This is a genomic window from Pseudomonas bubulae (assembly GCF_900618535.1).
Taxonomy (GTDB): Bacteria; Pseudomonadota; Gammaproteobacteria; order Pseudomonadales; family Pseudomonadaceae; genus Aquipseudomonas; species Aquipseudomonas bubulae.
This window is the reverse complement of sequence record NZ_UYJA01000005.1, coordinates 37,152-62,026: the sequence shown is the minus strand read 5'-3', so window position 1 is coordinate 62,026 and position 24,875 is coordinate 37,152. Positions and strand designations below refer to the sequence as shown.

The following is a 24,875-nucleotide window of genomic DNA, read 5'->3' as shown; positions in this document are numbered from 1 at the left end:
TAGCAGCTCATTGCAAATCTACGAGTTTCTCCTTGAAATTAACTGTCGGGCAGCCATATTGCCCATCACCTGTGCGCTTGTTCTATAGTGCCGGGCGTAGTGGCCCCCTGAGATAAAAAGCGTGCATGCAAGGCACGATGGGTTAGGGTTGTGGTCGAACCGTTGAATCAAGCATATGAAAGGATATAGCCATGCTGGACTGGAAAAAACGTGAGGGCACAGCCCGCGAATCGGTCAAAGAGCCCAAAATACAGTCGCGTGGCTATTTCAAGAGCATCCTGCTGAGCCGTTCCATCGCGGTGCTGGTAGGGATTTTTGTGCTGGTGAACCTGGGTCTGGGCTGGTACTGGAGCCAGGAGCCGGATCTGTTCCCGGTGCAGCAAAACGCGCAATTGGCGGCCGAAAAAGAAGGCAAGCAGATGGTGCCTGGCTTCACCACCGTCGAAACCCTCAAGACCGTGGCCGGCACATTGCTGAGCAAGCCGGGCGGTTACCTGTCCAATGACCGTTTTCCACCGGGCATTTTTCTGGACAACATCCCTAGCTGGGAATACGGCGTTCTGGTGCAGGTGCGCGACCTGACCCGCGCCCTGCGCAAAGACTTCGCCCGTTCACAGTCGCAGTCTGCGGAAGATGCCGATCTGGCCAAGGCCGAGCCGCGTTTCAACTTCGACAACAAAAGCTGGATGCTGCCGTCCAGCGAATCCGAATACCAGGAAGGCATCAATTCCCTGAGCCGTTATCAGGCACGCCTGTCTGACCCGAATCAGAAAAACGCCCTGTTCTATGCCCGCGCCGACAACCTCAACAACTGGTTGGGTGATGTCGGCACCCGTCTGGGCTCCCTGTCGCAACGCCTGTCGGCCAGCGTGGGTCGGGTCAAGCTCAACAGCGCGCTGAAAACCGAAAGCCTGCAACCGGGTCAGGTGCCGGTGGTGGATGAAGAGGTGGTAGAAACCCCGTGGATGCAGATCGACAACGTGTTCTATGAAGCCCGTGGTCAGGCCTGGGCGCTGTCACACTTGCTGCGTGCCATTGAGGTCGACTTTGCCGATGTGCTGGCGAAAAAGAACGCCACGGTCAGCGTGCGCCAGATCATTCGCGAGCTGGAAGCGGCGCAAGAACCGGTCTGGAGCCCGATGATCCTCAATGGCAGTGGCTATGGCGTGCTGGCCAACCATTCGCTGGTCATGGCCAACTATATTTCCCGCGCCAACGCGGCGGTCATGGACTTGCGTCAATTGTTGTCGCAAGGCTAAGCAATGGCCATTTCAGCCTTGGAGGCCGCACACCGTGCGGCCTCTGATGTCGAGCAAGTTGCCTGGGTGGATCGCGATGATCGCCTGCTGGGTGGTCTGCCCCGTCATGAATTGCGCGAGCGCGGCCTGATCGGGCGGGGTACGTTCATTTTGCTGTTCAACTCTGCCGGGGAGCTGTGCGTGCATCAACGCACCCTGAGCAAAGCGCTGTACCCGGGGTTCTGGGATGTGGCAGCGGGCGGCATGGTCGGGGTGAATGAAACCTACGCCGAATCGGCGGCCCGTGAGTTGGCCGAAGAACTGGGTGTGAGTGGTGTGCCGCTGACGGCCCATGAGCGCTTTTACTTCGAGGCTCCGCAAAACCATCTGTGGTGCGCAGTGTTTTCAGCGGTGTGGGACGGCCCGTTGCAGGTGCAGCCCGAGGAAGTGCAGCAAGCGTGCTTTATGCCGGTGGCCGAGGCATTGCGCCTGAGTACGCAACTGGACTACTGCCCTGACTCACTGGATGCGCTCAAGCGTTATATGACCCAGGGCTGACGTTGATTCCCCCTGTGGGAGCGGGCTTGCTCGCGATTCAGTCGACCCGGTTTTTCAGTTGCACCGCTGCGATCCCATCGCGAGCAAGCCCGCTCCCACAAGTTCGTGGCTGGCGCTTTAAAAAATGCCGCCGATTGGCTATTGGGATGCAGCGATTTTGTCGTTACACTGCGCGACCTTTTTCAGGCTCAGGCGGTTTTCCCTCCTGAGTTGCGCTGCCCCTGCCAGAGTGGGGCTTCGCGGTCGGTACACCCTGGCGCAACAGCGCCAGGCACCGGCCAATTATTTGTCCTCCGAATGAGGATTGCCGGTGGCCAAAAAAGCCGCATCCTTCGCCGCCCTGGGTGGCCTGGTATTTTCCACCGACGCAGGTCGTCACTGTCCGGACTGCCGTCAGCCGGTGGACGCCTGTACCTGCAAACAAACCCTGATCCCCGAAGGTGATGGCATCGCCCGTGTGCGCCGCGAAAGCAAAGGCCGTGGCGGCAAGACGGTGACCACCATCACCGGCGTGCCGTTGGCTGAAGACGCACTCAAGGAACTGGCCACGACGTTGAAAAAACGCTGCGGCACCGGTGGCGCGTTGAAAGACGGCATCATCGAGATCCAGGGCGATCACGTCGAACTGCTGCTGGCCGAGCTGGTCAAGCACGGTTTCAAAGCCAAGAAGTCCGGCGGCTAGCAGCCTCTGTGAAAGCCACCGCACAGCCGTTCTGGCGCCCCTCGAAGGCTGGTCAGAGCGTGCTCGCCATGGTTTTCACAGAGCCTGTTATCACCGGTTTCTAAACTCGGCGCTATTGTCAGGGTCTGACTAATCGTCACGTTCACACTTTAGACTGCGCCAGCCTGCTTTCAGGCTGGGCTATTTGACTTATTTATAGGGGACTTCGATGTCCGTACGACGCACACGCAAAGACGATGGCAGCCAATGGACAGTTGCGGACAGCCGCAGTGTTTACGGGATTCGCCATTGGGGGGCCGGGTATTTCGCGATCAATGAAGCCGGTCGCGTAGAAGTCCGTCCGAACGGCCCGAACAGCTCGCCCATCGATTTGTACGAGCAGGTCGACGAGCTGCGCAAGACCAGCGGTTTGTCCTTGCCGTTGCTGGTGCGTTTCCCGGATATCCTGCAAGACCGTGTACGCCAGCTGACCGGCGCATTCGATGCCAACATCGCGCGCCTGGAATACCAGAGCGAATACACCGCGCTGTACCCGATCAAGGTTAACCAGCAGGAAGCGGTGATCGAAAACATCATCGCTACCAAGAACGTGTCGATCGGTCTTGAAGCCGGCTCCAAGCCCGAGCTGCTGGCCGTGCTGGCCCTGGCGCCCAAGGGCGGCACCATCGTCTGCAATGGTTACAAGGACCGTGAGTTCATCCGCCTGGCGCTGATGGGCCAGAAGCTGGGTCACAACGTCTTTATCGTGATCGAGAAAGAATCCGAAGTAGACCTGGTGATCGAAGAAGCGGCCTCGCTCAAGGTCAAGCCACAGGTTGGCCTGCGCGTGCGCCTGTCGTCCCTGGCGTCGAGCAAGTGGGCCGACACCGGCGGTGAAAAATCCAAGTTCGGCCTTTCTGCTGCGCAATTGCTGTCGGTGGTTGAGCGCTTCCGTGCGGCCGGTCTGGACCAAGGCATCCGCCTGCTGCACTTCCATATGGGCTCGCAGATCGCCAACCTGGCGGACTACCAGCACGGTTTCAAGGAAGCGATCCGCTATTACGGCGAACTGCGCAACCTCGGCCTGCCGGTTGACCATATCGACGTGGGCGGCGGCCTGGGTGTGGATTACGACGGTACCCACTCGCGCAATGCCAGTTCGATCAACTACGACATGGACGATTACGCCGGTGTGGTTGTGGGTATGCTCAAAGAGTTCTGCGATGCGCAGAGCCTGCCGCACCCGCACATCTTCTCGGAAAGCGGCCGCTCGCTGACCGCCCACCACGCCATGCTGGTGGTGCAGGTGACCGACGTCGAGAAACACAACGACGACGTGCCGGTGATCGAAAACAAGGAAAGCCTGCCGGAAACCGTGCAATGGCTGGTGGACCTGCTGGGGCCGACCGACATTGAGATGGTCACCGAAACCTACTGGCGCGCCACGCACTACATGAGCGATATCGCTGCCCAGTACGCTGATGGCAAAATCACCCTGGCGGAAAAGGCCCTGGCCGAGCAGTGCTACTTCGCGGTGTGCCGTCGCCTGCACAACTCGCTGAAAGCGCGTCAGCGTTCCCACCGTCAGGTGCTGGACGAGCTCAACGACAAGCTGGCCGACAAGTACATCTGCAACTTCTCGGTGTTCCAGAGCCTGCCGGACACCTGGGCGATTGGCCAGGTACTGCCGATCCTGCCGCTGCATCGTCTCAACGAAGAGCCGCTGCGTCGCGCCGTGCTGCAAGACCTGACCTGTGACTCCGACGGCAAGATCAAGCAATACGTCGACGAGCAGAGCATCGAAACCAGCCTGCCGGCGCACGGGCTGAACGAAGGTGAAGACTACCTGCTGGGGATCTTCCTGGTGGGCGCTTACCAGGAAATCCTCGGTGACATGCACAACCTGTTCGGTGACACCGACTCGGTGAACATCTACCAGAACGAAGACGGCAGCGTGTACCACGCCGGTATCGAGACCCATGACACCATCGAAGACATGCTGCGCTACGTGCACTTGTCGCCTGAAGAGCTGATGAACCACTACCGCGACAAAGTGGCCAGCGCCAGTATCAGTGCCAAGGAGCGTACCCAGTACCTCGACGCATTGCGCCTGGGCCTGACCCGCTCGTCGTACCTGTCGAGCCACTGATCCCCACGGGCTTCAGAGCTGACCGAAAAACGCCGGCCTGTGCTTTGCACGGGCCGGCGTTTTTTTTCGCCTCAGTGTCAGGCGCCGAACCACTGGTTCTTGCGTTGCATTCGCCATGCGTACACGCCCAGGGTCAGGCTGCGCAGCACCATAAACAGCAGGAAACTTATCCACAGCCCGTGGTTGCCATAGCCGTGCAGGACCCAGGCGGCGGGGAAGGCGATGACCACGCTGATCACCATGGCATTGCGCATTTCACGAGCGCGGGTAGCACCGATAAACAGCCCGTCAAGCAGGTAGCTCCATACTGCAATCAGCGGCAGCAGGGCCAGATAGGGCAAGTACTGGAAAGCGGTTTCGCGCACAACGGGAATATCGGTCTGCATTTGCACAAACAGATGCCCGCCGAACATAAACAGCAGCGCAAAACCCAGGCTGGCCAATAGTGACCAGCCGCAGGCCACCACCATCGAGCGGCGCAACGCCTCACGGTCGCGGGCGCCGATAGCGTGTCCGCACAGTGCCTCGACGGCGTGGGCCAGACCGTCCAGGGCATGGGCAGCCAGCAGCAGGCCATTGAGCAATAACGCATTGGCAGCCACGGTGGCATCGCCCAGGCGGGCGCCTTGCAGGGTGATGGAGAAAAACACCAGTTGCAGCATCAGGCTGCGGATAAAAATATCGCGATTGACCCCCAGTAACGGCTTCCAGTTGTGCCACATGCCCAGGGCGGCCCACACTACCTTGCCCGGATATCGACGCAGGGCACCGCGGGTCAGCCACAGGCCGAGCAGGGCGCCGCTCCATTCGGCAATCACCGAAGCCCGGGCCGAGCCTGCCACCCCCCAGTCCAGCCCGAGGACGAACCACAGGTTCAGCGCGATATTCACCAGATTGGTCGTCAGCAGGATCGCCAGCGGTGCGCGGGCGTTTTGCGTGCCCAAAAACCAGCCTACCAGTGCATAACTGGCCAGTGCGGCGGGCAGGCCAAATAGCCGTGTGTGGAAGAACTCCAGAGTCAGCGCGTGCAGTTCGGTGGAGGGCTGCATCAGGCTCAGGGCCACGCCGCTAAAAGGAATCGCAATGGCCCCCAGCAGCATCGACAACAGCACGCTGAGCAACAGGCCCTGCAGCAGGATTTGCCGCAGCGCGGCGCCATCACCGCGTCCGGCGGCCTGCGCGGCGAAGCCGGTGGTGCCCATGCGCAGAAAACCCATCATCCAGGCCAGGAAGATATACAGGCTGGCGCCCACGGCGACGGCGCCCAGTTGATGGGCGTGGGGCAAATGGCCGATGACAGTACTGTCGACCAACGCTACCAGCGGCACGGAGATATTGGACAGGATCATGGGGGCCGCCAGCGCCCACACCCGGCGATGGGTAGGACGGTCGCGCCAGTCGGCTAACAGGGAAGATGACATGCAGGCTCCTTGGGGGAGCGCGATTGTAGCCGCAAAGCCTGTCCTCACCCCAACCCTCTCCCGGAGGGCGAGGGGGCTGATCTGCGCTTTTGTCCCCTCTCCCTTCGGGAGAGGGCTAGGGTGAGGGGCTCTTGATCTTCATCCAGCTGTTATATAGTCAACCCTTAACTGCCCGGTAAACGAGTACACCATGCTGAACAAAGGACTGCTTTTGGCCTGCACGCTGGCGCTGCTGAGCGCTTGTGATTCTTCCAGCGTCGACAAACCCGCCACGCCACAGGTGGCCACGAGCCAGCCGGCTAAACCGGTACAGGACGTCAAAGTGCTGGCCGGGCGTTATGCCGGGCGCGAGTTGAGTGTGGTAGACGTCTCTGAAGTGCAGCTGGACGGGGCCAGTACCTTGTCCGTGAGCTTTTCAGTGCCGCTGGACCCGCAGCAGAACTTTGCCGACAAACTGCATCTGGTGGACGCCAAGGCCGGCAAGGTCGATGGCGCCTGGGAGCTGTCGGACAATCTGATGGAGTTGCGCTTGCGCCACCTTGAGCCGCAGCGCAAGCTGATCCTTACCGTCGACCCCGGCCTGCGCGCCGTCAACGATGCCAAGCTCGCCGCCGAATACGTCAGTCGCCTGGAAACCCGCGACCTGCAACCCACGGTCGGCTTCGCCAGCCGTGGCAACCTGCTGCCCACGCGCCTGGCCGAAGGTCTGCCGGTGATCGCGCTGAACGTCGACAAGGTCGATGTCGAGTTCTTTCGGGTCAAACCCGAGTCGCTGCCGGCGTTTCTCAGCCAGTGGGGGCGCAACAGCAGCCTGCAAAGCTACGAAGCCAGGGATCTGCTGAATATGGCCGATCTGGTTTACAGCGGCCGTTTTGACTTGAACCCGGCGCGCAATACCCGCGAAACCCTGATCCTGCCCACGGCCGGGATCAAGCCCTTGCAGCAGCCGGGAGTTTATCTGGCGGTGATGACCGCCTCCGGCAGTTACAACTATTCGACCCCAGCCACCTTGTTTACCCTCAGCGATATCGGACTTTCGGTGCATCGCTACCAAAAGCGCCTGGATGTGTTCACACAGGCCCTGGAAGGTGGCAGTGCACTGAGCGGCATCGATCTCGAGTTGCTTGATGGCAAGGGCAAGATGCTTGGCCAGGGCAAGACGGGCAAGGACGGGCATGCCGAGCTGGCCTTGCCACCCAAGGCCGAAGTGCTGCTGGCGCGCCAGGGCGACCAGACCAGCCTGTTGCGCTTGAACACGGCGGCGCTGGATCTGGCCGAATTCGATATCGGCGGCCCGCAGGCGCATCCGTTGCAGTTCTTTGTATTTGGCCCCCGTGATCTGTATCGCCCCGGCGAAACCGTGCTGCTCAATGCCTTGCTGCGCGACCGCGACGGCAACCCGGTCAAGCCACAGCCGGTCAGCGTCGAGGTGCGGCGCCCGGACGAGCAGGTGAGCCGCAAGTTCGTCTGGACGCCGGATGCTTCCGGTCTGTATCAGTACCCGCTGCAACTGGCCGCCGAAGCGCCGACCGGGCGCTGGCAGCTGGTGTTCGACTTTGGTGACGGCAAGCCGCAGCTGTACGAGTTTTTGGTCGAGGACTTTTTACCCGAGCGCATGGCACTTGAACTCAAGGGCAGCGATACCCCGCTGAGCCCCGAGCAAACCGCTGAAATCCAGGTTGCGGGGCGTTACCTGTACGGTGCTCCGGCAGCCGGTAACCGCTTGAGCGGGCAGGTCTATGTGCGGCCATTGCGCGAGGCGGTCAGTGCCTTGCCGGGCTATCAGTTCGGTTCGGTGACAGAACCGGAGCTGACCCAGGATCTGGAGCTGGACGAAAGCGTGCTCAACGCCGATGGCAAGCAAACCCTCAGCATCGACAGCCAGTGGAGCGATGCCAAATCGCCGCTGCAACTGATTGTGCAGACCAGTTTGCAGGAGTCGGGCGGGCGCCCGATTACCCGACGCCTGGTGCAGCCGGTATGGCCGGCAGACCGTCTGCCGGGGCTGCGCGGCCTGTTTGACGGCGCTGAAACCGATGGCGACGGCCCGGTTGAGTTCGAACTGCTGGTTGCCGACAGCCAGGGCAACAAGCTGGCAGCCGACAACCTCAAGGTGCGCCTGGTACGCGAACGCCGCGATTACTACTGGAACTACTCGGACAACGACGGCTGGAGTTATCACTACAACGAGAAGTTTCTGAACCTCAACGAAGAGACCCTCAGCCTCAAGGCGGGCGAAACCGCCAAGGTCAGCTTTCCGGTGGAGTGGGGCCCTTACCGCGTAGAGGTTGAAGACCCGCAAACCGGCTTGATCAGCAGCCTGCGTTTCTGGGCCGGTTATCGTGCCCAGGACAACGCCGAAGGCGGTGCCGTGCGCCCCGACCAGGTCAAGCTGGCGCTGGACAAGGCCGCTTATGCCGATGGCGATACGGCCAAGGTCACGGTCACACCACCTGCGGCTGGCAAGGGCTACTTGCTGGTTGAAGGCAGCGATGGCCCGTTGTGGTGGCAGGAAATCGAAGTGCCGGCCGAGGGCAAGGCCTACGAAATCAGACTCGATCCGAGCTGGGCCCGGCATGACCTGTATATCAGTGCACTGGTGATCCGCCCCGGTGAGCGCAAGACCAATATCACTCCCAAGCGTGCTGTAGGGGTGCTGCACCTGCCCATCGATCGCAGCCAGCGCAAGTTGGCTCTTACGCTGGATGCCCCTGAAAAAATGCGTCCCAAGCAACCTCTGACGGTGAAGCTCTCTGCTAAAAATGCCGATGGCAGCATTCCCAAACAGGCCCATGTACTGCTGGCTGCCGTGGATGTGGGCGTGCTCAATATCACTGAGTACCCGACCCCCGACCCGTTCGCCAGCCTGTTCGGGCGCAAGGCCTATGGGGCGGATCAGCTGGATATTTACGGGCAGTTGATTGAGGCCGGGCAGGGCCGTCTGGCCAGCCTGGCGTTCGGTGGCGATGCGGCACTGGCCAAGGGCGGCAAGCGACCTGCCTCCAGTGTCACCATCGTGGCGCTGCAAAGTGCACCGGTGACGCTCAACGAGCAGGGCGAAGGTGAAGTCAGTGTGGATATCCCTGACTTCAACGGCGAGTTGCGCTTGATGGCACAAGCCTGGACCGACGATCGCTACGGCATGGCCGAGGCCAGAACCGTGGTCGCAGCACCATTGGTGGCCGAGCTGGCTGCGCCGCGCTTTCTGGCCGGTGGCGACGAGACGCGGCTGGCGCTGGACCTGTCCAACCTCACCGACAAGCCGCAAACGCTGCACGTGAACCTTAACACCGAGGGGCAACTGAGCCTGTTGGGTGACGCGACACAGAACCTGACACTCAGCCCCGGCCAGCGCAGTACCTTGCAGGTTCCGGTCAAGGCGCTGGGCGGGTATGGCACCGGTGTGGTCAAGGTGACGGTCAATGGTCTGGACCTGCCGGGTGAAACCCTGGCGCCGTTCACCCGCGAATGGACGTTGGGGGTGCGCCCGGCGTATCCAGCATTGCTAAAGCATTACCGTGCTGTGCTCAACGACCAGCCCTGGAGCCTGCCCGAGGGCGAGCTGCAAGCCTTTGAACCGGCCGGGCGTGAAGCCTTGCTCAGCTTGTCGAGCCGCCCGCCGCTGAATCTTGGCGAGCAGATTCGTGCGCTCAAGGCTTACCCGTATGGCTGTTCCGAGCAAACCACCAGCGGCCTGTACCCGGCTCTGTATGCCGATGCAGCCCTGCTCAAACGCCTGGGCCTTGAAGGCGAGCCGGACACCGAGCGCAAACGCAAAATCGAGTTGGGTATCGAGCGCCTGCTGGGCATGCAGCGCTACAACGGCAGTTTTGGCCTGTGGGGCGCGGACGGTCAGGAAGAGTACTGGCTCACAGCCTATATCACCGACTTCCTGCTGCGCGCCCGCGATCAAGGCTACGCGGTACCTCCCGAGGCGCTGAAAAAGGCCAGCGAGCGGTTGCTGCGTTATGTGCAGGAACGCAACCTGATCGAGGCCGACTACAGCGACAACCTCGACCACACCCGCTTTGCCGTACAGGCCTATGCAGCGCTGGTCCTGGCCCGAAGCCAACAGGCGCCGCTGGGTGCGCTGCGCAGCATTTTTGAGCGCCGCAGCGATGCCCGTTCCGGTTTGCCTCTGGTGCAGTTGGCCATTGCCCTGCAGAAAATGGGCGATCAACCGCGCGCCGATCAAGCGTTGGTGGCGGGGTTGGCGGCGAAGCGCAAGGCTGATCAATGGCTGGGCGACTACGGCAGCCCGCTGCGCGATCAGGCGTTGATTCTGGCCTTGCTGGAAGAGAACAACCTGATGAGTGGTCAGCGTGAACAGCGACTGTTCGACCTGTCCGATCAACTGGCGGCGAGTCAGTGGCTGTCGACCCAGGAACGCAATTCACTGTTCCTCGCCGGTCGCGATTTGCTGGGCAAGCCTGAGGCCAGCTGGAGTGCGCAACTCACCAGTGGCGATCAGACCCGCGAGCTGAACAACGCCCGCTCAGGGCTCAAGCTCGACGGGCCGCTGCTAGCTTCGCCCCTGAGCCTGCGTAACGCAGGCAGCGCGCCGATTTATCAACAGCTGACGATTTCGGGTTATCCACAGCACGCCCCGGCGGCGGGCGGCGAAAACATGAGCATTCGCCGCGACTACCTGGGTATGAACGGTGAGCCGCTGGATCTCAAGGCGCTGAAAAGTGGTGATCTGGTGCTGGTGCATCTGGCCGTGACGGCCAAGCAGCAAGTGCCTGATGCGCTGGTGGTGGATTTGCTGCCGGCAGGCCTGGAGCTGGAAAACCAGAACCTGGGGCAGAGCACGGCCAGCCTTGAAAACGCCAGTACTCAAGTGAAGCAATGGCGCGAGTCGATGCAGAACGCCAGCGTGCAGCATCAGGAGTATCGGGATGATCGTTATGTGGCGGCAGTCAAACTGGATGGCTACGGCACTACGCACCTGCTGTACCTGGCCCGTGCAGTGACACCAGGTACCTATCGGGTGCCGCCGCCGCAAGTGGAGTCGATGTACCGGCCCAACTGGCAGGCCGTGGGGGATGCGGTGGGGGAGATGGTGATCAAGGGGCGTTAGGCGTGTGGTCGCTGAGGAGTGCAGCGACCGCCTTTGGGTTTAACTGGTGTATGGGGTACATATCCGGCATTCGCGTTTGACCGGGATATTGGTTTCGCCCTTACGGCGAGTCACTTTTTCCAGACGCCGAAAAAGTAACCAAAAAGGCTTGCCCCTGGCGTCCGGCCTTCGCTGCGCTCAGGTTCCCTCACTCCGGTCCCGCTCCGTGGGCACGCCGCCACGGGCCATCCATGGCCCATCGCGGCTCTCCCGGCATCCATGCCGGGAGGCCCACTGCGCAGAACCTCCACTCGGCCTCCCGATGGGGCGGGTAGATCAACAGCCGTCGAGGCGGCCGACCGGCCGGCCTGTTTGAATGCAGGATCTGCGACCGACATATTTTCTGTGTGGGAGCCGGGCAAGCCCGCTCCCATAACAGTGCCGGAGAGAGGGAACCGGCGAGCCTTGGCGAGTCGGCCGTATGGTAGGGCGAGGACTTTTTGGTTCCTTTTTGGTCCTTCAAAAAGGGACTCGCTGTAAGGGCGAAACCGATATCCCGGTTAAACGCGAATGCCGGATATGTACCCGATGTACCGCTTAAACCGCCACAGCGGCTAAAGCGGCTACAGGTTTGGCGCATCGCTCCCACAGGAGTAAGAGCTCAACTGATGATCCAGCTCAAGAGCCACAGCCCCAGCACCAGCCAGATCACACCGCCGATGATCGAGGCGCGGATAAAGGCGCGCACGGCGTTGTACAAAAACAACAGGCCGATGATCAACACCGCAATGCTGATGATCGAGGTGTCCATGCCCAACGCCCGGGCCATGCCGTCGACAAAGTTGCTGCCTGCCTCAGTGATGGTGCCGAACAGGCCGTTCAGGGTCTCGACGATAAAACGCACCAGCGTGCCCAGCCACAGGCCAAGATTTCCAATAAAACTTTCGACGTGCATGGTCAGGTTCCGATGAGTAAGGTGGCCACTGTGCCAGATATACACATTAGGCATCCATTCATGGTGCAAGTTGCGTAGCGAGTGAGTTTGAGTGGGGCCAGGGATCAAAAAATTACTGGGTTGGACGGCTGGCGGCCTGCTGGCGCTGTGTACGTTGCTGTGGCTGGCTGACAGGATCTGGCCGCTGCCGTTGCCCAAGGATGACCAGGCCCGCGTTGTCCTGGCCGAAGACGGCACGCCACTGTGGCGCTTTGCCGATGCCAACGGTGTGTGGCGCTACCCGGTGCATGTCGAAGACGTGTCGCCGCTGTACCTGGATGCCTTGCTGACCTACGAGGACCGCTGGTTCTTTCAACACCCCGGGGTCAACCCGCTGGCGCTGGGCCGTGCGGCCTGGCAAAACCTTAGCGGCGGGCGGGTGTTATCAGGCGGTAGCACGTTGTCGATGCAGGTTGCACGCCTGCTCGATCCCCATGAGCGGACGTTGCCTGGCAAATTGCGTCAGCTATGGCGCACCGCTCAGCTGGAATGGCATCTGAGCAAGCCGCAGATTCTTGAGCTGTACCTCAATCGCGCGCCATTTGGCGGTACCCTGCAGGGTGTTGCTGCGGCCAGTTGGGCCTATCTGGGCAAAGCGCCGCAACAGCTCACCCGGTCAGAGGCAGCCCTGCTCGCCGTGTTGCCACAAGCGCCGAGCCGCTTGCGCCCCGACCGTCACCCGCAACGCGCACAAGTGGCTCGGGACAAGGTGCTGCGTCGCCTGGCCGAGTACCGGGTGTGGCCACAGCCGGCGGTGGATGAAGCTCTGGAGGAGCCGCTGCTGCTGGCACCGCGCCTTGAACCGAGCCTTGCACCCTTGCTGGCGCGACGCCTTAACCGCCCCGGCAGCCCGCCACTGATCCGTACCATGATCGACGCCAGTTTGCAGCGTCGCCTCGAAGACTTGCTGCTGGGCTGGCGCGCCCGTTTGCCCGATCACACCTCGGCGGCCATTGTGGTGGTCGAAACCGAAAACATGGCCGTACGCGCCTATCTGGGGTCGGTGGACATCAACGATGCACGCCGCTTTGGCCATGTCGACATGATCACCGCCATGCGCTCGCCGGGCTCGACCCTCAAGCCGTTTTTGTACGGCATGGCCATGGATGCTGGGCTGATTCACTCTGAATCGCTGCTGCAGGATGTGCCGCGGCGTTATGGCGACTATCGTCCGGGCAACTTCTCCATGGGATTCAGCGGGCCGGTATCGGCCAGTGCCGCGCTGGTCACTTCGCTCAACTTGCCCGCCGTACAACTGCTTGAAGCCTATGGGCCCAAGCGTTTTGCCGCCGATATGCGCAACGGTGGCGTGCCCTTGAGTTTGCCAGCACTGGCCGAGCCCAATCTGGCGCTGATTCTGGGCGGCGCCGGCAGCCGTCTGGAAGATCTGGTCAGCGGTTACAGCGCCCTGGCACGTGAAGGGCGCAGCGCCAACCTGCGGCTGCAACCCGACGACGAACTGCGCGAGCGGCGCATGCTGTCGCCGGGGGCGGCATGGGTGATACGGCGCATCCTCAGCGGGCAGGCGCGCCCTGACCGCGACCCCCATGCCGACCTGGTGCTGCGCCCGCAACTGGCCTGGAAGACCGGTACCAGTTATGGCTTTCGCGATGCGCTGGCGGTCGGTGTTGGGCCGCGTTACCTGATCGGTGTGTGGATCGGTCGCCCGGATGGAACCCCCGTGCCGGGGCAGTTCGGCCTGGCGTCGGCGGCTCCCTTGATGCTGCAAGTCCACGACGTATTGAGCAACCGCGACAACCAGCGTGGCATTGTCGCGCCAGTACAGGCGGTGCCGGACAGTGTTGGGGTGGCAGCGATTTGCTGGCCATTGGGGCAGCCCATGAACAAGAGCGATGCCAATTGTCGTCGCCAGCGGTTTGCCTGGACCCTGGATCACACCACGCCGCCGACCTTGCTGGCGGCGGATCAACCTCTGGGTGTGGGCCTGCGCGAAATCATCCGGGTCAATCCGCAAGGCTTGCGTGTTGGCCCGCAATGCGCCGACGGGCAACAACACGAGGTGGCATTGTGGCCAGCCCCCCTTGAGCCGTGGCTACCCCGGGTAGAGCGACGTGAAGCGCGGTTGCCTGAGGCTTCCACACAATGCCCGCCACCGGCCTTGAGTGCGCTGACCCCGCTGTCGATTGTCGGTGTACGTGACGGCGACCGACTGCGCCGTCCTGCTGCCAGCCAGGCGATGTTGCGCCTGGCGCTATCGGCCTTGGGCGGTGAAGGTCGGCGCTGGTGGTTTATCAATGGCGCGCCGCTGGGCGACAGTGCACAACCAGAGGTATTCAACACCAGCCTGGAACTACCGGGGCGTTATGAGCTGAGCGTGCTCGATGAAAGCGGGCAGACTGCCCGTGTCGAGTTCAGTGTGGTGGAATAACAGCCCCTCTTTGTGCCTGTTTTACGCACAGAATATCAACTTGAAACCCGTCAATTATGCTTATACCTAAAGTAGAGTCGCTGCTGGCAGTGTTTTTTCGGGGAAGTAATGGCGTTGATATATATGGTTTTTTTTACTGGCGTTTAAACCAAAGTATTAATCATCAAGAAGGGGGCAAGGTGTTTTATATAAGGGGTTAATACCAAGTTGTGAATTGTTTGATAAGGCCCGCGGCGTTGTTATGTACCCAACGGACGAACGTATCCCCGACACAGAGCAGGGAACTTCGAACTCAGGCATAACAGGTGCAAGGGACTTAATCATGAATACTCAACTTTTTCTGAAAACCAGCACAGCGCTCCTCTTGGTCATGACTGTCAGCCTGGCTGGCTGCAGCGGCGGCGGTGGCGGCCACAAGAGCTATGTAGCCAGCAGTGATACCGGTACTGACGCAGGTACTGGCGGTGGCACTGACGGCGGGACTGACGGTGGTACAGGCGGTGGCACAGACGGCGGCACTGGCGGCGGTACCGGTGGTGGTACAGACGGCGGCACTGGCGGTGGAACTGGTGGTGGTACAGACGGCGGTACTGGCGGTGGAACTGGTGGTGGTACAGGCGGCGGTACTGGTGGTGGTACAGGCGGTGGAACTGGCGGTGGAACCGGTGGCGGCACTGGCGGAGGCACAGGCGGCACCGGCGGTACAGGCGGTACAGGCACAACTCCTCTGGTTACAGGTCAGGTCGCAGGTCAGGTCGGCAGCGCCCTTGGCGGCGTGGGCACCACGGTCAGCGGGGTTGGTGGCACCCTGAGCACCGTGCCTGTGGTCGGTACCGTGGCTGGCGGCCTGGTGACCAATACCGGCAATGCCGTGACCTCCGTAACAGATGGCATTACTGGTGGCCTGGGCTCGCTGGGTACCGACAAGAACTCCCTCGGCCTGACTGTCGGTGGTGTTACCAACGCGGTTGGTGATGTAGGCAAAGGCGTTTCGTCAGTGGGTACCGGTCTGAGCACCGTGGTGGACAACACCCCGATCAGCCAGATTCCGCTGGTGGGTGGCGTGGTTGGCAAGGTGACTGATACCACGGGCGGGCTGGTCAACAAAGTGGGCACCACGGTGACCATGATCGGCAATACCCTGACCACCGATGTGAGCAGTGGCAAGCTGGGCGCCTTGACCGGCGGCGTAAATGACAAGGTGCTGGTGCCGGTGATTTCCCTGGTCGAGAACGTCACGGGCAAAGTGGGTACCACCACAGGGCTGGGGGCACCGGTAGACGGTCTGCTGAACAAAGTAGGCGGCACCGTGAGCGGCCTCGGCGACAAGGTGACAGCTACCGGCGGCGACAACCCGGTGACTTCTCTGGTGGGTGGTGTGCTGACCGGTGTAGGCGGTGCGGTTGACAAGGCTGGCGGCTACGTGAATCCGGCAGCGGGCTCCACAGGCAGCGGTACTGGTACTGGTACCGGGACAGGGCTGGGTGGTCTGCTGGGCGGGCTGGGTGTGGGCGCAAGCGCCGGGGCCGGTGTAGGTGCCGGTGCCGGGGTTAGTACAGGTGGTGTGAGCGCAGGTGCGGGGGCCGGTGCAGGCGCTGGTGTAGGCGCCGGGGTTGGCGGTCTGCTGGGCGGTCTGGGTGTGGGGGCAAGCACTGGCGGCAGTGTCGGAGCTGGTGCTGACACTACAGGTGCAAGTGCAGGTGCAGGTGCAGGTGCAGTCGGTGGTGTTGGCGGTGTCGTCGGTGGGGTAGTTGGTGGTCTTGGCGGCTTGCTGGGTGTCAAAGTGGACTCAGTCAACAACACTGCCGATACAACAGCAGGAGCCGCGGGCGCTGGTACAGGCGGTCTGGGCGGGGTACTTGGGGGCGTGGTTGGCGGGCTGGGCAACTTGGGCAAGAAATAACTGAAGAATATTGCACCTGGCCGGTTCGACGGCCTTACCTACAGCGCCTACGCTTGGTTGGGACGAGAGATTCAGATGAGTCTCTCGTCTTTTTTCATGTGCAGATTGTAGGACTGATGCTCGGGCCGCTTTGCAAAGCATTCTAAAAATAAAGCCCCTCGTTATGTCGCCGTAGTTGAACATGGAGTGTCCTATGCGTAATTGCGTTCCCTTTTTGTTGTTGGCTCTGGCCCCGTATGCGGGTGCCGAGACCCTTCCGCGTTTTCTCAACAGCAATGACAGCATGCAAACCCTGCCCACGCCCAACCTGCCGGTGGATGCCTATCGCCCTGCGGCGCCTGCGCTGGAGCTACCCAAGCCGGCGGCTGCACAACCCCGGCCACTGGAAATGGGTACCCGCCTGACCATTCGCAAGTTGCAGATCGAAGGTGGCACGATCTATCCGTTGCCAGAGCTGGGGGCGGTGTACAAACCGCTGCTGGGCCATGAAATCACCCTGGCCGAACTGATCGAGGCCACACGCAAGATCACCAAGCGTTACCAGGACGATGGCTATTTATTGTCCTATGCGTTTTTGCCTCAGCAGAACTTCGACCAGGGCCTGGTGCGTGTGGTGCTGGTTGAAGGCTATATCAGCGAGTACAAGGTTGACGGCGATATCGGGCGGGTCAAAGGGTTTGTGGATGAGCTGGTCGATAAGCTCAAGGGCGAACGCCCGCTGACCCGCAAGACGTTCAACCGCTACAGCACGCTGTTGAGCCGCATCCCCGGCGTCACCCTGGAGGCGCAAGTGCCACCACCCGGCACCACCGATGGTGCATCGACGCTGAGTATCAGTGCCAGCCGCAAGCCCTTCACCACCAGCATGAGCCTGGTCGAAGGCAATCGCAGCAGCACCCAGGCGCTGCTGGCGGCCAGCAGCAATTCGCAAACGGCCATGGCCGAACAATTGACCCTGAGCGGGTTGTTTCCCCCGGGCAATGACAAGGAGCACTACTACCGCCTTGATTACAGCCAGTACCTCAACGCGGAAGGCACGCAGTTGAACCTGTTTGGTTCCAGTTATCGCAGTGATCCAAGTACCAGTATCGTCACCAGCGACGGTTTTGAACTCAAGCCCCATCGCGAGAATGACCGCTTTTCGATCGGTATCAGCCATCCACTGATTGCTGCTCCGGATCAATGGCTCAGCGCCGCCGCGCGTTTCTACGGGGTCAATGACAAGACTGACTACGAGATCGTCGGCTACGGGCAGACCATCAGTGACAAAACCAACGTGCGGGCACTGGCGTTTGAGGGCGACTGGCGCAAGTCCGATGCCAAACAACTGCGCATCGTCAGTGCCGGCTTGTACCAGGGCATAGATGGCATGGGTGCCAAGAGCGAGACCAACCTGACCGGCACGCAGTACGATCTGGACTTCTTCCGTTTGCGTCTGTCGGGCGTGCAGAGTAACGGCTACTTCGACAATTGGCAGGGGGTGATATCGGGCGCTCTTTACTGGAGTGACGACACCCTGCCTGACAGCGAAAGGGCGGTATTTGGCGGGCAGAACTTCGGTCGCGGCTACCCGGACGATCAGGCATCCGGCGACAAGGGCTGGGGGGCAGCATACGAACTTAACTACAGCTTCAATCGCGAGGGTGAATGGGTCAAGTTGCTGCAACCCTATGCCGTCGTGGACAGGGCCAAAGTCTGGTACAACGAGTTGCCGCTAAAAGGTTCGGATATGTCTTCGGCAGCACTGGGCTTGCGTTTTGGTGACAAGCGCTATTACAACGTTGCCCTGGAAGTTGCCAAGCCCATGTCGGATATAGCGCTGGACAGTTTTAATCGCCGGCCGCGATATACATTGAGTTTTAGTTATCAGTTGTAGTGTGTGACCGTAAAAGCCCGCCTCCCCAAGTCAGGGGGGCGGGCTTTTATAGTATGGGGGTCAAGTTCTTGCCAGGTGTAAGTGTGTGGGCTGTGGAAAGAGGTTTTCGAGGGTGTCGAGCAGGCGCACGTGGTAGATGGGTTTGCGAAACAGGTCCAGCACCTGCAGGCGCAGAAGGTCGCTTACATCGTCCATATCGGCGTGCCCGGAAATGACAATCACCGGCAAATGCTGGCGCGATGTGTGCTCGCGCAGGCGCTTGATCAGCGCAATACCGCTCTCTTCCGGCATGCGCAGGTCGGTGATGACCAGCGCAATATCCGGATGTTGGGTCAACTGCGAAAGGGCGAGTTTGACTGAAGTTGCCGTATAGCAACAAAAGCCCTCGCCCTCCAGCAGCTCAGCCAACTCCAGCAGTGCGTCCTCTTCGTCATCCACCAGGAGAAGCTGTTGGCGTGGTGGGGAGAGGGGCATGTTAATTACTCTAAAAAACTAATGAATTGAGTTCCTGCCTTAAGCTGTTTTTAATCCGTCTTTGAGTTTTGTGAATATATTAGTTACTGCTAATTGCACGTCAGGCGAAATCACCGCAATCACCACCGCCACCATCGCTGCAATAATTGCATATTCAATACCCGAAGCGCCTTCGGTCCGTTTTGCAAACAACTTGGCTTGGCGCGCTACAAATACCTGGGCAGGTACATACACTTTCAGAACAGTATTTAATATCATCTGACTTCTCCTTAGTGCGCCGGGGCGGGCACTGCGTAACTTGGGTGCAGGGTGATTCCCACCTGCAGTCACAGCATTGGCAATAAATGACTTTCCCACAACTGTGTCATTGGAATAATCACAAAGTATTAATCCAAATGACTATTTAAAAAATGCGTGTCAAATCAAACTATTCACAATTGATTAGAGATTTTTTAGTTCGCTAATGGCATTTTGATTTACCTGAGCTATTTTTAAATAGCGATTGGTTTCAAACGCATTAAAGGTTCGTAGCTGCCTGATTGTGAATGGGTTTTTTAGTCTGCAGTGCGCAGTGATAAAGGGAGTTTGTGCATGAACAATCGACGCAGTCTGATATTGGCCGCCATTTTGTTTGTCGGGGCAATTGCCGCCGGTTACTGGGGGCTGGTATTGAGTCGACAGCAGCCGGTCGCCGAAGTTCCGGTGGCTCAGTCTGTAGAACAAGGTGTGGCGGCCGTTGAAGACAAAACCCGCCAGGCGGTGGTGGTACTGGTTCGCGATGTCCCCCCGAATGTGGCCTTGACGGCAGATGACCTGACCCTGGAAAAACTCCGTACCGCCCCCGCTGGCAGCCTGACTGCCATCGATCAGGCGGTGGGCCGCACCCCGTGGCGCAGCCTGAGTGCAGGCACCTGGCTCAGTGATCAAAGCTTTGACGTGGGCGGGCCGCTGGCTCGCATGATTCGCCCGGATGAGCGCGCACTGGGGGTCATGATTGACGAGGTGTCCGCTGCGGGTGGGCAGCTCAGCCCTGGTGATTACGTCGATATCCTGTTGTTTTTGCGTCAGGACAGTGGCAACCCTCAGCAGTCTGCCCAGGTGGTATTGCCGGCCGTGCGGGTGCTGAGCGTGGGGGGGGAGCTAGGCTTGACCAGCGATGGCAAGTTGGCCAGCCAGCCGAAAAATGCCGAGGAAGCGCTCAAGCAAGAACAAAGCCGCATCAATGCGCGATCCGCAGTCCTGGCGGTTCCCGAGCAGCTTCTCAATCAACTGATGCTGGCGACCCAGGCAGGCACCCTGCGCCTGGCCGTGCGCAGTGCCGACGAGCAACGTTTGAGCAAATATTGGGCGGGCGAGCAGGAATCTGCGACTAATCTTGATAATGCCAAGCGCAGTCTTTATCAATTTAACCAGTTAGCCATGGCCAGTCCGGCAAGAGTGCCAGTCAGCAGCAATCCCGCTGTCGCCCCTCGGGTACGCGGTATTGAAGTGATCCGCGGCAATCAAACGGCTCAGCAGTAGGCCCAATAAAAATCCTTATCTGAAAGGAAAACCAACATGAGCCACCGTTGCCCTCCACTTTATAAACGCGCTTTCTGGACGCTGCTGCTGAGCAGCTTGCCCCTGGAGATGGCCTTGGCCGCAGGCGAAAACTGCGCGGCATTCAACGCATTGCCTTCGGTATTGGAAGTGGCCCAGGGGGCCCAGAAGGCCATGGGCTTTCCGGTGAATATCTCGCGCATTGCCGTGGGCGACCCCACCATTGCCGATATTCGCTCCAATGGGCCAAACGCTTTTTTGCTCACTGGTATTGCCTCGGGCACCACCAGCCTGATGGTCTGGAGTGCCTGCTCGAAAGAGCCGCACCAAACCATGCTTTTCGTCAAGGGCAAGGCCGCCTCGGGGCTGACCGGTACGACGTTGCCGCCCTCCGAAGACCCGACCTTGCCGGTGCAGGTGCAAACCGATATCCGCTTTGTCGAAGTCAGTCGCACCAAACTGCAGGAAGCCAGTACCTCGATCTTCGGTATGGGCAGCAACTTCCTGTTCGGCTCGCCGGGCTCATTCCTCAGCACCGCTGAAGGGATCATCACCGGTGGTCCGGTGGCCAACGCCAAGTATTTCAACATCGGCTTTGGCGGCGGCAAGGTCAGGGCCATGATCAATGCCCTGGAAGGCAGCGGCTTTGCCTACACCCTGGCGCGTCCCAGCCTCGTGGCCATGAGCGGGCAGAGTGCAACCTTTCTGGCCGGTGGTGAAGTGCCAATCCCGGTGCCCAGCAGCGGCAGCGATAACGTGTCGATCGAGTACAAGGAGTTCGGTATCCGCCTCACGCTGACCCCGACCGTGGTGGGGCGTGATCGCATCATGCTCAAGGTGGCCCCCGAAGTCAGTGAGCTGGACTACACCAACGCGGTGAATATCGCCGGCACCCTGGTACCGGGCCTGACGGTTCGACGCACCGATACCAGCATCTCACTGGCCGACGGCGAAAGTTTTGTGATCAGTGGCTTGATCAGTTCGCGCAACAGCTCCCAGGTCAACAAATTCCCGGGGCTGGGCGACATTCCGATTCTTGGCGCTTTTTTCCGCGACTCCAATATCAGTCGTGAAGAGAAAGAACTGCTGATGATCGTCACCCCGCATCTGGTCCAGCCACTGGCTGCCAATGCGGCACTGCCGACGATGCCCGGGGAGCAATTGCGCAATTACGACCCTAACTGGTATCGCCTGTATTTCCTGGAGAACGGCAAATTCAATAGCCGTAGCGGGTTATCTCAATGAGCCAAAGCCTAAGCCAGACATTTCTCGCGCTGACGCGCAACAACACCGATCTTGAGTGGCTGCAGGGAGCATTAGCGCCGTTGGGTCAAGTGGTGGGTGCAGGCACAAGTAGCCTGGATGAACTGCTGGCCCTGGTTGATGTGACGTTTGCCGGCCTGATATTTGTGGGCTTGGATCGGGACAAGGTAGTCAACCAGTGCGCGCTGATTGAAGGTGCTCTGGAAGCCAAGCCCATGTTGGCCATCGTTGCCCTGGGCGACGGTATGGATAACCAGCTGGTACTCAATGCCATGCGCGCCGGGGCGAGGGACTTTGTGGCCTACGGTTCGCGCTCCAGTGAAGTGGCGGGGCTGGTACGGCGCCTGAGCAAGCGCCTGCCACCTGTAGCACCGAATGCCCAGTTGGGTGGTCTGAGCGTGTTGTTCAGTGCGCAATGCAATGCCGATGGTGCATTGCTGGCCAGCCACTTGGGGCTGGTGGTGCAAAAGCACGATCAAAAAACCCTGTTTCTGGACCTGGGCGTGCCCCGTGGTGATGGCCTGGCCGTGCTGGGCCTGGAAAGCTCGTTCTTTTTCGGTGATGCCCTGCGTCATTTGCGGCGCCTGGACAGCACCTTGATTGACAGTGCCTTTACCAAGACTGCCAGTGGCTTGCGGGTGTTGGCCCACAGTGACAGTGACGAACCGCTGGAGCAAACCAGTGCCGCCGAACTGTATATGTTGCTCAGTGCCTTGCGTCAGCACTTCCAGCATATTGTGGTCAACCTCACCGGTCAGCCTGACAGTGAAGCGCTGCGTACCTTTGCCACCCATTGCGACAGCCTGCTGTGGTACACCGACCAAAGCGTGCTCGATTGCCGCCGCAATCTCGACGTACTCAGCCGCTGGCGGGCCAAGGGCATGAAGTTCGAGCATACGGGCTTGTTGATCGACCGCTATATGAGTGGCGTTGCTCCCAATGCCGATGCCCTGGGTAAAAGCTTTGGCCTGCCGGTGCTGACAACACTCCCACCCAGCCCGGAGCTGCGCATCAATGCCAAGAATCAGGCCACCACCCTGTTTGACCTGGCCCCGCGCGAAGCCCTGAGCCAGGCTTTGAAAAAACTCGGTGAACGGTTGGTCTTGCGTTCACAGGTGCCTGAGCAAGCGACTTCCAAATCGGGTACCTGGCTGAACCTGAACCGCCTGTGGGGGGCCAAATGAGCAATGAACAGCTGTTTGGCTCAGGCCTGTACAAGGATGGTCGTGCGGACCATGACGGCCTGAAACTGGTGCTGCACCGCTATATCATCGATGCCATTGAAGAGACCGGAAAAAACCTGCTGGAAGGTTCCCGGGTGTCTTTGGCCCAGTTTGTTACCGAGCGGGTAGCCGAGTATGTGTCGCGCCTGCATCTGGCTATTTCCCGTTATGAGATGGAGCGTCTGGCCGAGGAGATCGTCGACGAACTGACCGGATTCGGCCCCCTCGAAGTGCTGCTGCGCGACCCGGCCGTGACTGAAATTCTGGTCAACGGCCCCCATCGGGTGTTTGTCGAACGCGAGGGTCGACTTAGCCAGAGCGATCTGCGCTTTATCGATGACCATCATGTGGAACGGGTGATGCAGCGCATTCTGGCGCCCCTGGGGCGGCGTCTGGATGAGTCCTCGCCGATGGTCGATGCGCGCCTGCCCGATGGCAGCCGGGTCAACGCCATCATTCCGCCCATTGCCCTGGATGGCCCGTGCCTGTCGATCCGGAAATTTCGCAAGGACATGCTGCAAAGCAGCGACCTGGTGGCCATGCAGACCATCGACCAGGCAATCTTTGAATTCTTCCAGGAGGCGGTGGGCAAGCGCTGCAACATCCTGATCAGCGGCGGTACCGGTACCGGTAAAACCACGCTGCTCAACATCCTCAGCCAGTTGATCAACCCCCATGAGCGCCTGGTCACCATCGAGGACGTGGCTGAATTGCAGTTGGGCCACCCTCATGTGGTGCGCCTTGAAACCCGCCCGCCCAATGCCGAAGGGCATGGTGAGGTGAAATCCAGCGACCTGATCCGCAACGCCCTGCGGATGCGTCCGGACCGCATCATTCTCGGCGAGATCCGCGGTGTGGAAGTGCTCGATGTATTGACCGCGATGAACACCGGTCACGATGGTTCCATGAGCACCGTCCACGCCAACACCGCACAGGATGCCCTGCTGCGACTGGAAACCCTGGTGGGTTTGACCGGGCGTACGGTGGCGGAGAAAACCTTGCGCCAGATGATCTGCGCCGCACTGGACGTGATTATCCAGCTGACGCGCATGCCCGATGGCCGCCGTTGCGTCAGTGAAGTGCTGGAGGTGGTGGGGGTGCGTGACGATGTGTATGTGACCAACACCCTGTTCCGTCTCGACAAGCGCACCGGCTTTGGTTTTATGCGCGAGGCCTTGAACCCGGCAAGCGACAAGTTGCGTCGTGACCCCGTCCTGAACGCCCACGGCTGAGGCACTGCATATGAACCCGGCCTTACTGCTTTTTACCATCAGTTTCCTGATGTTCGCGCTATCGCTGAATCTGGTGTATCGCGCCCTGACCGACCCGACCACGGGCCGTGTGCTGGAGCGTCTGGGTGAAGGCCAGCCGCAGTTGCTGGAGAAAGCCCAGGGCGTGGCCTGGCTGGACCGGGCTTTTTTGCAGGCAGGCCTGGGGCGCCCTTCAGAGCGTCTGGGTTTGTGGCTGTCGCTATGGGCCGCTGCGGTGATTGTGGCGGGCCTGATCGGTGGCTGGGTGTTCTTGCTCGCGTTGCTGGTGTTGCCGCCGGTGCTGCTCAAACTCTTTGTCAGCTGGCGTTACCACCGCCGGGTTCGGCGCATGGTTGAGCAACTGCCATTGCTGCTCGATCACTGCGTGCGCAGCCTCAAGGCCGGACGCACCTTGGCCGATGCGGTGTTGACCGCGATCGAGGCATCCAGCGACCCGCTCAAAAGCAGTATCAGCCGGGTATCGCGCAACGTGCAGATGGGGGTGAGCCTGCCCGAGGCAGTGAACGACTTTGCCGAGCTTTATGAACGTGATGAATTTCGCATGTTTGCCCTGGGGCTTAAGGTCAACCATCGCTACGGTGGTAATGCCAGTGAGTTGCTGGAGAACCTGATCGTGCTGATTCGCGAGCGTGAGCAGGGGGCGCGCAAGTTGCGCGCCATGACCGGTGAAACCCGGATGACGGCGCTGGTATTGGGCTCGTTGCCGGTGTTTGTGGTGGGTTTCTTTATGGTGACCAACCCCAGCTACATGCTCAAGATGTGGCAGGACGGCGGAGGGCAGCAGATGCTCCTTACCGCAATGGCCATGCAGATAATCGGCAGTGTGGCGCTGTGGCGCATGGTACGGAGCGTATGAC

General features: G+C 60.4%; 18 protein-coding genes. 14 read left to right on the top strand and 4 right to left on the bottom strand.

From position 1 onward, the window contains the following. The first annotated feature begins 191 nt into the window (after window positions 1-191). The 4 genes from PPTH39_RS17655 to speA all read left to right on the top strand — a co-directional run bounded on the left by PPTH39_RS17655 (window position 192) and on the right by speA (window position 4,606). The gene (locus PPTH39_RS17655; protein WP_095001034.1) at window positions 192-1,259 is read left to right on the top strand and encodes a DUF2333 family protein; all 1,068 of its coding nucleotides are present in this window, start codon (window positions 192-194) and stop codon (window positions 1,257-1,259) included. A gap of 3 nt (window positions 1,260-1,262) precedes the next feature. Beyond that, a complete protein-coding gene (locus PPTH39_RS17650; protein WP_095001035.1) occupies window positions 1,263-1,796 on the top strand; it encodes an NUDIX hydrolase in 534 nt (177 codons plus the stop codon). Between the two features lie 310 nt (window positions 1,797-2,106). Further along, the gene (locus PPTH39_RS17645) at window positions 2,107-2,478 is read left to right on the top strand and encodes a translation initiation factor Sui1 (RefSeq protein WP_016783399.1); all 372 of its coding nucleotides are present in this window, start codon (window positions 2,107-2,109) and stop codon (window positions 2,476-2,478) included. 208 nt (window positions 2,479-2,686) lie between these two features. After that, window positions 2,687-4,606: an arginine decarboxylase gene (speA, locus tag PPTH39_RS17640; protein ID WP_130872257.1), complete on the top strand. Its 1,920-nt coding sequence runs from the start codon at window positions 2,687-2,689 to the stop codon at window positions 4,604-4,606. Window positions 4,607-4,683: 77 nt separating this feature from the next. Here speA and PPTH39_RS17635 read toward each other — a convergent pair whose 3' ends face one another. Then, the gene (locus tag PPTH39_RS17635) at window positions 4,684-6,027 is read right to left on the bottom strand and encodes an MATE family efflux transporter (RefSeq protein ID WP_095020816.1); all 1,344 of its coding nucleotides are present in this window, start codon (window positions 6,025-6,027) and stop codon (window positions 4,684-4,686) included. A gap of 190 nt (window positions 6,028-6,217) precedes the next feature. Between PPTH39_RS17635 and PPTH39_RS17630 the strand changes: the two genes are divergently transcribed. After that, window positions 6,218-11,107 (top strand): alpha-2-macroglobulin family protein, encoded by a 4,890-nt coding sequence (locus PPTH39_RS17630; RefSeq protein WP_130872256.1) that lies wholly within the window; start codon window positions 6,218-6,220, stop codon window positions 11,105-11,107. 640 nt (window positions 11,108-11,747) lie between these two features. On the opposite strand, the gene PPTH39_RS17625 is transcribed toward PPTH39_RS17630, so the two are convergent. Next, a complete protein-coding gene (locus tag PPTH39_RS17625; protein WP_095001099.1) occupies window positions 11,748-12,041 on the bottom strand; it encodes a hypothetical protein in 294 nt (97 codons plus the stop codon). Between the two features lie 91 nt (window positions 12,042-12,132). On the opposite strand from PPTH39_RS17625, the gene pbpC reads away from it, so the two are divergent. From pbpC to PPTH39_RS17605, 4 genes are all read left to right on the top strand, one after another. Continuing rightward, complete coding sequence (gene pbpC / locus PPTH39_RS17620; protein WP_416068817.1) at window positions 12,133-14,469, top strand: peptidoglycan glycosyltransferase PbpC; 2,337 nt, start codon at window positions 12,133-12,135, stop codon at window positions 14,467-14,469. A gap of 434 nt (window positions 14,470-14,903) precedes the next feature. Further along, entirely contained in the window at window positions 14,904-15,281 is a 378-nt protein-coding gene (locus tag PPTH39_RS23815; RefSeq protein WP_315266948.1) for a hypothetical protein, read from the top strand. Next, window positions 15,245-16,372 (top strand): collagen-like triple helix repeat-containing protein, encoded by a 1,128-nt coding sequence (locus PPTH39_RS17610; RefSeq protein ID WP_130872343.1) that lies wholly within the window; start codon window positions 15,245-15,247, stop codon window positions 16,370-16,372. The genes PPTH39_RS23815 and PPTH39_RS17610 overlap by 37 nt, the downstream gene beginning before the upstream one ends. Before the next feature lie 193 nt (window positions 16,373-16,565). Beyond that, window positions 16,566-18,248: a ShlB/FhaC/HecB family hemolysin secretion/activation protein gene (locus PPTH39_RS17605; RefSeq protein ID WP_095001041.1), complete on the top strand. Its 1,683-nt coding sequence runs from the start codon at window positions 16,566-16,568 to the stop codon at window positions 18,246-18,248. 60 nt (window positions 18,249-18,308) lie between these two features. Here PPTH39_RS17605 and PPTH39_RS17600 read toward each other — a convergent pair whose 3' ends face one another. Beyond that, on the bottom strand, window positions 18,309-18,722 hold the full coding sequence (locus tag PPTH39_RS17600) for a response regulator (protein ID WP_130872255.1): 414 nt from the start codon (window positions 18,720-18,722) through the stop codon (window positions 18,309-18,311). A 39-nt stretch (window positions 18,723-18,761) separates the two neighbouring features. Next, window positions 18,762-18,980 carry a Flp family type IVb pilin gene (locus PPTH39_RS17595; protein ID WP_130872254.1) on the bottom strand — a complete coding sequence of 73 codons (219 nt, stop codon included), beginning with the start codon at window positions 18,978-18,980 and terminating at the stop codon, window positions 18,762-18,764. A gap of 333 nt (window positions 18,981-19,313) precedes the next feature. Here PPTH39_RS17595 and cpaB point away from each other — a divergent pair, with 333 nt between their 5' ends. Genes cpaB through PPTH39_RS17570 form a run of 5 tightly spaced genes read left to right on the top strand, consistent with a single transcriptional unit; the run spans window position 19,314 to window position 24,874 of the window. Next, window positions 19,314-20,243 carry a Flp pilus assembly protein CpaB gene (gene cpaB / locus PPTH39_RS17590; RefSeq protein WP_095001044.1) on the top strand — a complete coding sequence of 310 codons (930 nt, stop codon included), beginning with the start codon at window positions 19,314-19,316 and terminating at the stop codon, window positions 20,241-20,243. Between the two features lie 36 nt (window positions 20,244-20,279). Continuing rightward, window positions 20,280-21,506 (top strand): type II and III secretion system protein family protein, encoded by a 1,227-nt coding sequence (locus PPTH39_RS17585; protein ID WP_095001045.1) that lies wholly within the window; start codon window positions 20,280-20,282, stop codon window positions 21,504-21,506. Then, window positions 21,503-22,708, top strand: coding sequence for a pilus assembly protein (locus PPTH39_RS17580; protein WP_095001046.1), 1,206 nt, complete (start codon window positions 21,503-21,505; stop codon window positions 22,706-22,708). The genes PPTH39_RS17585 and PPTH39_RS17580 overlap by 4 nt, the downstream gene beginning before the upstream one ends. Further along, entirely contained in the window at window positions 22,705-23,979 is a 1,275-nt protein-coding gene (locus PPTH39_RS17575; protein WP_095001047.1) for a CpaF family protein, read from the top strand. Before PPTH39_RS17580 ends, PPTH39_RS17575 begins: the two co-directional genes overlap by 4 nt. Window positions 23,980-23,989: 10 nt before the next feature. Continuing rightward, on the top strand, window positions 23,990-24,874 hold the full coding sequence (locus PPTH39_RS17570; RefSeq protein WP_095001048.1) for a type II secretion system F family protein: 885 nt from the start codon (window positions 23,990-23,992) through the stop codon (window positions 24,872-24,874). Window position 24,875 lies beyond the last annotated feature (1 nt).